General features: G+C 58.1%; 9 protein-coding genes. 2 read left to right on the top strand and 7 right to left on the bottom strand.

Annotated elements, in window-relative coordinates; all coding sequences use genetic code 11:
- The 4 genes from BM160_RS22775 to icd form a co-directional block, all read right to left on the bottom strand.
- Positions 1–285: hypothetical protein (locus tag BM160_RS22775; protein ID WP_255368992.1), on the bottom strand; the 285-nt coding region annotated here is incomplete at its 3' end.
- Between the two features lie 138 nt (positions 286–423).
- Positions 424–2,760: an ATP-dependent Clp protease ATP-binding subunit ClpA gene (gene clpA, locus BM160_RS17640; protein WP_092007476.1), complete on the bottom strand. Its 2,337-nt coding sequence runs from the start codon at positions 2,758–2,760 to the stop codon at positions 424–426.
- A 73-nt stretch (positions 2,761–2,833) separates the two neighbouring features.
- A complete protein-coding gene (gene clpS, locus BM160_RS17635; protein ID WP_092007485.1) occupies positions 2,834–3,202 on the bottom strand; it encodes an ATP-dependent Clp protease adapter ClpS in 369 nt (122 codons plus the stop codon).
- A 182-nt stretch (positions 3,203–3,384) separates the two neighbouring features.
- Positions 3,385–4,638 (bottom strand): NADP-dependent isocitrate dehydrogenase, encoded by a 1,254-nt coding sequence (gene icd / locus BM160_RS17630; protein WP_092007475.1) that lies wholly within the window; start codon positions 4,636–4,638, stop codon positions 3,385–3,387.
- Between the two features lie 206 nt (positions 4,639–4,844).
- On the opposite strand from icd, the gene BM160_RS17625 reads away from it, so the two are divergent.
- Positions 4,845–5,120, top strand: a complete 276-nt coding sequence (locus BM160_RS17625; protein ID WP_092007474.1) for a cell envelope biogenesis protein TolA — start codon at positions 4,845–4,847, stop codon at positions 5,118–5,120.
- Positions 5,121–5,220: 100 nt separating this feature from the next.
- Entirely contained in the window at positions 5,221–5,715 is a 495-nt protein-coding gene (locus tag BM160_RS17620) for a DUF192 domain-containing protein (protein WP_092007473.1), read from the top strand.
- 127 nt (positions 5,716–5,842) lie between these two features.
- On the opposite strand, the gene BM160_RS17615 is transcribed toward BM160_RS17620, so the two are convergent.
- The 3 genes from BM160_RS17615 to xseA all read right to left on the bottom strand — a co-directional run bounded on the left by BM160_RS17615 (position 5,843) and on the right by xseA (position 10,375).
- Positions 5,843–8,080, bottom strand: coding sequence for an NADP-dependent isocitrate dehydrogenase (locus tag BM160_RS17615; RefSeq protein WP_092007472.1), 2,238 nt, complete (start codon positions 8,078–8,080; stop codon positions 5,843–5,845).
- Between the two features lie 393 nt (positions 8,081–8,473).
- Positions 8,474–9,055 (bottom strand): superoxide dismutase, encoded by a 582-nt coding sequence (locus tag BM160_RS17610; RefSeq protein WP_092007471.1) that lies wholly within the window; start codon positions 9,053–9,055, stop codon positions 8,474–8,476.
- A gap of 57 nt (positions 9,056–9,112) precedes the next feature.
- Positions 9,113–10,375: an exodeoxyribonuclease VII large subunit gene (gene xseA / locus BM160_RS17605; RefSeq protein ID WP_092007484.1), complete on the bottom strand. Its 1,263-nt coding sequence runs from the start codon at positions 10,373–10,375 to the stop codon at positions 9,113–9,115.
- Positions 10,376–10,502 lie beyond the last annotated feature (127 nt).

The following is a 10,502-nucleotide window of genomic DNA, read 5'->3' as shown; positions in this document are numbered from 1 at the left end:
CCCGGCTCCAGCTACTACGACCTCGGCTGACTTCTCGCTCCGGCAAAGCCGTCGGGCTTTCACCCACGAGGCGAGATCTCCCCAGGTAAGAACGCACACCTTCATCGCACAACCGCCGCATCTACGCCACCTCGCCTTGGTCACAAGAGCTTTGCGGTTTTTGGCCCGCTCGCCCTGCTTGGCAACGCCTTCTATGCGGTTCTTGTTCATCGGCTCACGATTTACGCTCCACGCTTCCTTCCCACGTTCGGTCGCCCTCACGCAGTTGCGCTTCACTTCATTCACTGTGACCAGCTCCTGGCGGGACTTGCACCCGCAGGTGTGCGCCCATGCTGGGCGCACCAAATAAAAAAGGCCGGCAGCTCCATGCTGCCGGCCCTTGCGGGAAGGCCCTATGGGCGCTCCCGTCGTATTTGACACCGCTTAGTTAGTCTCTGCCGCTTCGGCTTCAGGCTTGGCCTTGCCCTCTTTCTTGGCCAGCGGCTGGATGTCGAGTTCGACTTCGCCGTTTTCCACGCCCTTCTCGTCGGTGGTCACCTTCATGTCGACGGTCAGGCGACCGCCGTCCATCAGACGGCCGAACAGCAGTTCGTCGGCCAGCGCACGACGTATCGTGTCCTGGATCAGGCGCTGCATGGGGCGGGCGCCCATCAGCGGATCGAAGCCCTTCTTGCCCAAATACTTGCGCAGCGTGTCGGTGAAGGTGACCTCCACCTTCTTCTCGGCCAGCTGGGTTTCGAGTTGCAGCAGGAACTTGTCGACCACCCGCAGGATGACGGTTTCGTCCAGCGCCTTGAAGCTCACCACCGCATCAAGGCGGTTGCGGAACTCGGGCGTGAACAGCCGCTTGATATCGGCCATCTCATCGCCGGCTTCGCGCGGGTTGGTAAAGCCAATCGTCGCCTTGTTCATGGTCTCGGCACCGGCATTGGTGGTCATGACGATGATGACGTTGCGGAAATCGGCCTTGCGCCCGTTGTTGTCCGTCAAGGTGCCATGGTCCATGACCTGCAGCAGCACGTTGAAGATGTCCGGGTGCGCCTTTTCGATTTCGTCGAGCAGCAGCACCGCATGCGGCTTCTTGGTGATAGCCTCGGTCAGCAGGCCACCCTGGTCAAAGCCGACATAGCCCGGGGGCGCGCCTATCAGGCGGCTCACGGCGTGGCGCTCCATGTACTCCGACATGTCAAAGCGGATCAGCTCAATGCCCATGATGTAGGCCAGTTGTTTAGCCGCTTCCGTCTTACCGACGCCGGTGGGGCCGGAGAACAGGAAGGAGCCAATCGGCTTGTCGTCCTTACCCAGACCCGAGCGTGCCATCTTGACGGCGGACGCCAGCACGTCGAGGGCCTTGTCCTGGCCGAACACCACACTTTTCAGGTCGCGTTCCAGCGTTTTGAGCTTGCCGCGATCGTCGTTGGACACGTTGGCGGGCGGAATGCGGGCGATTTTCGCCACGATTTCCTCGACCTCAGCCTTGGTGATGGTTTTCTTGCGCTTTGAGGGCGGCAAGATGCGCTGGGCCGCACCAGCCTCATCAATCACGTCAATCGCCTTGTCGGGCAAATGCCGGTCGTTGATGTACTTGGCACTCAATTCGGCCGCCGCCTGCAGGGCCGCCAGCGCGTACTTGACGCCGTGGTGCTCTTCAAAGCGCGACTTCAGGCCCTTCAGGATGTCCACGGTTTCCTGCACCGTAGGCTCGACCACATCGACCTTCTGGAAGCGTCGCGACAGCGCCGCGTCTTTTTCAAAGATGCCGCGGTATTCGGTAAACGTCGTTGCGCCAATGCACTTGAGTTGACCCGAGCTGAGCGCGGGCTTCAAGAGGTTGGACGCATCCAGCGTGCCGCCCGAGGCAGCACCCGCACCGATCAGGGTGTGGATTTCGTCAATGAACAAAATGGCATTGGGCTTGTCCTTCAGAGCTTTCAGCACGCCCTTGAGACGCTGCTCGAAATCGCCACGGTATTTGGTGCCGGCCAGCAGCGCGCCCATGTCCAGCGAATAGACATTGGCTTCGGCCAGAATTTCGGGCACGTCTTTTTGCGTGATGCGCCAGGCCAGGCCCTCGGCAATCGCCGTCTTGCCCACACCGGCCTCACCCACCAGCAACGGGTTGTTTTTGCGGCGGCGGCACAGGATCTGAATGACGCGCTCGACCTCGTAATTTCGGCCGATCAGCGGATCGATCTTGCCATCCTTGGCAAGCTGGTTGAGATTGACGGTGAACTGCTCCAGCGGCGAAGCCTTTTCGTTCTTTTCGCCGCCCTCTTCGTTCTCGGCGGCGCTTTCACCGGCCTTGGCAGGCTCTGGCGGATCGGTTTTCTTGATGCCGTGGGCGATGTAATTCACCACGTCCAGGCGTGTGACGCCCTGCTGGTGCAGGTAGTACACCGCGTGCGAGTCTTTTTCGCCAAAAATGGCGACCAGCACATTGGCGCCGGTGACTTCCTTCTTGCCGCTGCCGGTGGACTGCACATGCATGATGGCGCGCTGTATCACCCGCTGGAAACCCAGCGTGGGCTGTGTGTCGACATCGTCGGTGCCGGCCACTTGCGGCGTGTTGTCCTTGATGAAATTGCCAAGCGACTTGCGCAAATCATCCACATTGGCGGAGCAGGCACGCAGCACTTCGGCGGCGCTGGGGTTGTCCAGCAAAGCCAGCAGCAGGTGCTCCACGGTGATGAATTCGTGGCGCTGCTGACGCGCCTCAACAAAGGCCATGTGCAAGCTGACTTCTAATTCCTGGGCAATCATAGATTTTCCTTTCGGCTTGCTTGAGTATTTACTTTACTGATTTCTCTGAATCGAATATTGGCCGGATTTCCCGTTATTCAATGGGCTCACTGACACATTGCAGCGGGTGACCATTTTTTCGGGCCGCTTCCGTGACCTGATCAACCTTGGTAGCGGCCACATCCTTGGAAAACACCCCGCAAACGCCTCTGCCGTCCAGATGGATCTTCAACATGATTTGCGTCGCGGTTTCGCGATCCTTGTTGAAAAACTCCTGAATCACCACGACGACGAACTCCATGGGCGTGTAGTCATCATTGAGCAGCACCACTTGATACATTTGCGGAGGTTTGGTCTTTTGCGGGCGACGCTCAAGCACGACCGAATCCCCGCCATTGACATCGTCGGGCCTGACAGCGGGAATGGGCGGGATCGCCGGAGATTTAGGGGGTTGGGTTGCCATGGAATTCATTCTAGCCATCGCTGTGCTTCAATGCGTCCGGTAGGGCAATTGGAGGCACATACCTGGCATTCAAGCAGTATTTTTGGCTTTCCGAGCCCGAAAAATGAAGCCCAAACATAAAAAAACCGCCTCGGAACGACTTCCGAGACGGTTTGCAAAGCCGGTAAGCCCTGCGGATGGCTTTACATGTGGTCGATCATGACCTGGCCGAAGCCTGAACAGCTCACTTGCGTAGCGCCTTCCATGAGCCGCGCGAAGTCATAAGTGACTTTTTTGGACGCAATGGATTTTTTCATAGCGCTGATGATCAGGTTGGCCGCTTCGGTCCAGCCCATGTGGCGCAGCATCATTTCGGCCGACAGGATTTCGGAGCCGGGGTTCACGTAATCCTTGCCGGCATACTTGGGCGCCGTGCCATGGGTGGCTTCAAACATGGCGATGGTGTCGCTCAGATTGGCGCCCGGGGCAATGCCAATGCCGCCCACCTGGGCGGCCAGCGCGTCGGAAACATAGTCGCCGTTCAGGTTCAGCGTGGCGATCACCGAGTATTCGGCCGGACGCAGCAAAATCTGCTGCAGGAAAGCGTCGGCGATGCTGTCCTTGATGGTGATTTCCTTCCCCGTTCTGGGGTTCTTGAACTTCATCCAGGGGCCGCCGTCGATCAGCTCGGCGCCGAATTCCTTTTGCGCCAGGGCGTAAGCCCAGTCACGAAAACCGCCTTCGGTGAACTTCATGATGTTGCCCTTGTGCACGATGGTCACGCTGGGCTTGTCATTGTCGATGGCGTACTGAATGGCCTTGCGCATCAGGCGCTCTGTCCCTTCGCTGGACACGGGCTTCACGCCAATGCCGGAGGTGTTGGGAAAGCGGATTTTCTTGACTCCCATCTCATCCTGCAGGAACTTGATGAGCTTTTTGGCCTTGTCGCTGCCCGATTCGAATTCGATACCGGCATAAATATCTTCCGAGTTCTCGCGAAAGATCACCATATTGGTCTTGTGCGGCTCTTTCACAGGGGAAGGTACGCCGTCGAAGTACTGGATGGGACGCAAGCAGACGTAGAGGTCAAGCTCCTGGCGCAGCGCCACATTCAGGGAGCGAATGCCGCCGCCGACCGGCGTGGTCAGCGGGCCCTTGATAGAGACCACATAGTCCTTGACGGCATGCAGGGTTTCCTCAGGCAACCAGACGTCGGGACCGTAGACCTTGGTGGCTTTTTCACCGGCGAACACTTCCATCCAGTGGACTTTCTTCTTGCCGCCATAGGCTTTGGCAACAGCGGCATCCACCACTTTCAACATCACCGGCGTGATGTCCGCGCCGGTGCCGTCACCTTCAATGAACGGAATGATCGGCTCGTCAGGCACATTCAGGGAATTGTCGGCGTTGACTGTGATTTTCTGGCCATCGGCGGGCACTTGGATGTGCTGATACATGTTAAAGATGTCTCCGGTGTATGTGTGGGGTACGCCCATTAATACGCCATTTTTGGCAGTTTAGGTAAGCTTTTAAATTTTATCCGCGAAATTTTTTTCAAAAGAAATTGGAATCAGCTGTCAACGGTTGGCGAACGAGTTTCGTTACGGTAGGGCCTCCGAAAAGTTCGGGGTATTTTTACCAAACGACATTAAGGAAACTCAAAATGAACAAACTCCTCGCTACTTTGATCGCAGGCCTCTTCGCTGCTGGTGCATTTGCACAAGCTCCCGCTGCTGCACCCGCCTCAGCTCCTGCCGCTGTTGCAGCGCCTGCCGCCGCTCCTGCTGCAAAAGCAGAAGCCAAGCCAGCCGCCACCAAAATGAGCAAAGAAGAGAAAGCTGCCGTCAAGAAGGCAAAAAAAGAAAAAGCCGCTGCCGCCAAGAAAGAAAAAGCTGACGCAGCTGCCGCCAAGAAAGCCGAAGCCGCACCCAAGAAGTAATTCCTGGTGACTTCGGTCGGAATGCCCGCCTAGTGCGGGCTTTTTTGCGCGCGTCGTTTATGCTGGCACTTCAACTTCGAAACTTCAATCCGGTGTGTCTATGAGCTTCAAACTTGCCCTTCCCTCCTTCGGCAACACATGCAAAAGTCTGTTTTCCGTGCTGACTCTGACGGCTCTGCTGTCTTCCCTGGGAGCCAGCGCGCAGGAAGTTCCACAATTGAATCTGCAGCGTATCAAGCTGTCAGCCGGGATGTATCAGATTGATGCACAGGTGGCTTCGACTCCCCAGCAGCGGGAAATCGGTTTGATGCAGCGCAAGGACATGGCGCAGCACGAGGGCATGATTTTTGTGTTCGAGCAAGCCGCCCAACAATGTTTCTGGATGAAAAACACCCTGCTGCCACTGACTGCGGCCTTCGTTGCCAATGACGGCACCATCGTCAATCTGGCCGACATGAAGCCTCAGACCACAGATTCGCATTGCTCAGCCCAACCTGTCCGTTTTGTGCTGGAGATGAACCAGGGCTGGTTTGCCAAGCGCGGCATCAAGGCGGGAAGCAAATTGGGCGGACAACTGTTTGACGTCCGCAACTGAACTGGAGCGAAGCCGAGCAGCTTTCGAAAAAAGCTAAACGCCGGTCGTTCTGAAAAAGAAAAAGCGATCCAGACTGTCGTCCGGATCGCCTTGCAAGGGCCTGTCTACAGGTCGTCTGGCCTGCGGCTTAGGCCTTGAAAGATGCCAGTGCCGAGTTGAAGGTCTTGCTCGGACGCATCACGGCCTCCAGCTTGACCAGGTCAGGCTGGTAGTAACCACCGATATCCACCGCCTTGCCTTGCACGGCCTGCAGTTCGGCAACGATGGCCTGCTCGTTGGCCGTCAGTTGCTGCGCCAGCGGTGCGAACTGAGCCGCCAGATCCGGGGCCTCCTTCTGCGCAGCCAGTTCCTGGGCCCAGTACATGGCCAGGTAGAACTGGCTGCCACGGTTATCCAGCTGACCGGTCTTGGGCGACGGATTCTTGTTGTTCTCCAGCAGCTTGCCGGTGGCCGCGTCCAGCGTCTTGGCTACGACTTTGGCCTTGGCATTGCCGGTCTTTAACCCCAGATCTTCCAGCGACACGGCCAGCGCCAGGAATTCACCCAGCGAGTCCCAGCGCAGATGGTTTTCCTCGACCAGCTGCTGCACGTGCTTGGGCGCGGAGCCGCCGGCACCGGTTTCATACATGCCACCACCCGCCATCAGGGGCACGATAGACAGCATCTTGGCGCTGGTGCCGAGTTCCATGATGGGGAACAGGTCGGTCAGGTAGTCGCGCAGGATGTTACCGGTGACCGAGATGGTGTCGAGACCGCGAATGACGCGCTCCAGCGTGTAGCGCATGGCACGCACCTGCGACATGATCTGGATGTCCAGGCCGGCGGTGTCGTGGTCCTTTAGATAGGTTTCCACCTTCTTGATCATCTCGGCCTCGTGCGGACGGTACGGGTCCAGCCAGAACACAGCAGGCATGCCGGAGTTGCGGGCGCGGGTAACGGCCAGCTTGACCCAGTCGCGGATCGGTGCGTCCTTGACCTGACACATGCGCCAGATGTCGCCAGCTTCGACGTTTTGTGACAGCAGCACTTCGCCGGTAGCCAGATCCACAATGTTGGCCACGCCAGCTTCGGTGATTTCGAAGGTCTTGTCGTGCGAACCGTATTCTTCAGCCTGCTGGGCCATCAAACCCACGTTGGGCACCGTGCCCATGGTGACAGGGTCGAAATTGCCGTTGGTCTTGCAGAAGTTGATAACCTCCTGGTAAATACGGGCGAAGGTGCTCTCGGGGATGACCGCCTTGGTGTCCTGCGGCTTGCCGTTGGCGTCCCACATCTTGCCGCCGATGCGGATCATCGCCGGCATCGACGCATCGACGATCACGTCGTTGGGCGCGTGCAGGTTGGAGATGCCTTTGGCCGAATCGACCATGGCCAGCGAAGGACGGTGCTCGTGGCAGGCGTGCAGATCGCGAATGATTTCTTCTTTTTTCGACGTCGGCAGCGTGGCGATCTTGTCATACAGATTCACCATGCCGTTGTTGACGTTCACGCCCAACTCGTCAAACAGCTTGCCGTGCTTCTCAAACGCTTCCTTGTAGAAGATACGGACGGCGTGGCCGAACACGATGGGGTGTGAAACCTTCATCATCGTGGCCTTGACATGCAGCGACAGCATCACGCCAGTCTTGCGCGCGTCTTCAAACTGATCTTCATAGAAGTCGCACAAGGCTTTCTTGCTCATGAACATGCTGTCGATGATCTCGCCAGCCAGCAAAGACACCTTGGCTTTGAGCACGATGGCCTTGCCGCCCTTGGTCAGCAGTTCCATCTTCACGTCGCGCGCCTTGTCCAGGGTCAACGATTTTTCACCGTGGTAGAAGTCGCCGTGCTTCATATGGGCCACGTGCGAGCGCGAGGCCATGCTCCACTCGCCCATGCTGTGCGGGTTCTTGCGAGCGTAGTTCTTCACGGCCGCCGGGGCTCGCCGGTCCGAGTTACCTTCGCGCAGCACTGGGTTGACGGCGCTACCCAGGCACTTGGAGTAGCGCTGGCGGATAGCCTTTTCTTCGTCGGTTTTTGGGTCTTCCGGGAAATCGGGCACAGCGTAGCCCTTGCCCTGCAATTCCTTAATGGCGCTCACCAGCTGGTGCACTGACGCACTGATGTTGGGCAGCTTGATGATGTTGGTGTCTGGCAGCAGGGTCAGCTTGCCGAGTTCGACCAGGTTGTTGGGCACCCGTTGCGCATCGCTCAGGTAGTCCGGGAACTCACCCAAAATACGCCCCGCCACCGAAATATCACTGGTTTCAACATGAATACCGGCCGGTGCGGTAAACGTGCGAACGATGGGCAAAAAGGAGCTGGTCGCCAGCAGCGGGGCCTCGTCGGTCAGCGTATAGATGATGGTGGGTTGCTCGGTACTCATCGCTTATCTCCAGGAATTGGTACGGGGATGCTGCCGGTTTGCGTCACAAACTGGCAGTAGTGATTGGACGTTGTCTGATTTTGCTTTAGGGAGCCTGATCCAATCCTTGATTCTATGCAACGCAATATCACTATGCAAAATTTGAAGCACATTCAAACAACTATTTTTCTCATTCAGGCCCAAAATCGGGCTTCGCGACATTGAACACCTGCCATCGCTGCTATTTGCCCGAATTTTTACAGAGGCAAGAAAAACAAAAAGGGCTCGAAGATCAATCTTCGAGCCCTTTTATTATTCAAGCCTGACGGCTCCAATGAGTAAGCCTAGTTTAAAACAGAGTAGTCTTATCCAAGGCTTTCTTCATAAGGTACGCAGCGAAAAGCCGGGCGAACTTCAGGCGAAGTTCTGGGCCGCGAAGTCCCAGTTCACCAGCTTGTCGAGGAAGGTCTCGACAAACTTCGGACGCATATTGCGATAGTCGATGTAGTAAGCGTGTTCCCACACGTCCACGGTCATCAAGGCCTTGTCTGCGGTCGTCAGCGGCGTGCCGGCCGGACCAGTGTTGACGATGTCCACCGAACCGTCGGCTTTTTTCACCAGCCAGGTCCAGCCCGAACCGAAGTTGCCGACAGCCGACTTGACGAAAGCTTCCTTGAAAGCGGCGTAGGAGCCGAATTTCGCGTCAATGGCTGCTGCCAGCGCGCCGGAAGGCTCGCCGCCGCCCGCGGGCTTCATGCAGCTCCAGAAAAAGGTGTGATTCCATATCTGGGCTGCATTGTTGTACACGCCACCGCTGGATTTCTTGACGATCTCTTCGAGCGTCATGGACTCAAACTCGGTCCCTTTTTGCAGGTTGTTAAGGTTGACCACATAAGCATTGTGGTGCTTACCGTGGTGGTACTCAAAGGCTTCCTGGCTGTAGTGAGGGGCCAGCGCGTCGATCGCATAAGGGAGCGGGGGGAGCTTGTGTTCCATGATTTTCCTCGTGGTGGTTAATGAATTGTCTATTGACTGCCAAGGGCATTGTAAAAACTAAATCAGTCGTGGCGCGCAGACCGTCAAATCGACCTCGCCATCGGCAAGGGTGGCCCGCAGCGGCTGACCGATGTGGGTGGCGCTGACATGGGTAATCGGCTGGCCCTGCAGGTCCGCCAGCCAGGCATAGCCGCGCTGCAAGACCAGTTGGGGATCCAACAGCTCAAGGCGCAGTTGCGCACGCTCGAGCTGCTGCCGGCCGCGCTGCAGGCGGGCCGCCATTTCTTTTGGGAGTTCTGTTCCCAAGGCCTGCAGCCTGAGCTGCTCGTGCTTGAGGCTGGAACGCAACGCGTGGTTCAGACCTTGCGCGAGCCCGTCCAGACGGGCCTGCTGACGGGTCACAAGGTGCGAGGGCCGACTGACACGGGACGCGGCCCAGTCCAGTCGCTGGCTGTACGACTGTATCTGCCGGTCCACGCCGTTTTGCAAGCGCGAGAAAACCAGTTCCAGGGCGCCCAGCCAGGCGCTTTGCGGCTGCGCGCAAAGCTCGGCGGCGGCGGTGGGCGTGGGGGCGCGCACATCGGCACAAAAATCAGCGATGGTGAAATCCGTTTCATGCCCCACCCCGCTGACCACCGGCACGGGTGAGGCAACAATGGTACGGGCAAGCTGCTCGTCATTAAAGGCCCACAAGTCCTCCATGGCGCCGCCTCCGCGAACCAACAGCAATACATCGACCTGGTCTTGTGCCCTTCGCTGGCCGGCCTTGAGCAAGGCTTCACGCAACTCGCCGGCGGCCTGCCCACCTTGCACGCTGGCGGGGTAGATCACCACAGGTATGTGGGGCGCCCGACGCTGCAGGGCGGTGACGACGTCGTGCAGCGCCGCCGCACCCAGGGAGGTAACCACGCCAATGGCACGCGGCAGCAGCGGCAAAGGCCGCTTACGGGCAGACTCAAAAAGACCTTCGGCTTCCAGCTTGGCCTTCAGCTGCAAAAACTGCTCGAACAGATTGCCCTGGCCGGCCTGGCGCATGGCCTCGACCACCAGCTGCAACTCACCGCGCGGCTCGTATACGCCCAAGCGGCCGCGTAATTCCACTAGTTGTCCATCGCGGGGAGAAAAGTCCATCAAGCCGGCAGCCCGCCTGAACATGGCACAACGAACCTGACCCTGTTCGTCCTTCAGCGAGAAATAGCAGTGACCGCTGGCGGCGCGTGAAAAGCCGGTGATCTCGCCCTTCACGGCCACCGGATTGAAGCGAGCTTCCAGGCTATCCGCAATCGCCCGCAGCAGCGAACCCACCGGCCAGACCTGCATGCCAGAAGCGCGCGCAGGCTGCTTTTCGAAAGACTCCGAGGTCTCAAACACGGCCTAAACCCTGGGTAAAGCAGATAAGGCAAAGAAAATACTCCACAGAGAGCCTCCTGCCGACGGATAGCAAGGC

The sequence above is a fragment of the Polaromonas sp. OV174 genome, assembly GCF_900112285.1.
Taxonomy (GTDB): Bacteria; Pseudomonadota; Gammaproteobacteria; order Burkholderiales; family Burkholderiaceae_C; genus Polaromonas.
This window is presented reverse-complemented; position numbering and strand designations above follow the sequence as displayed.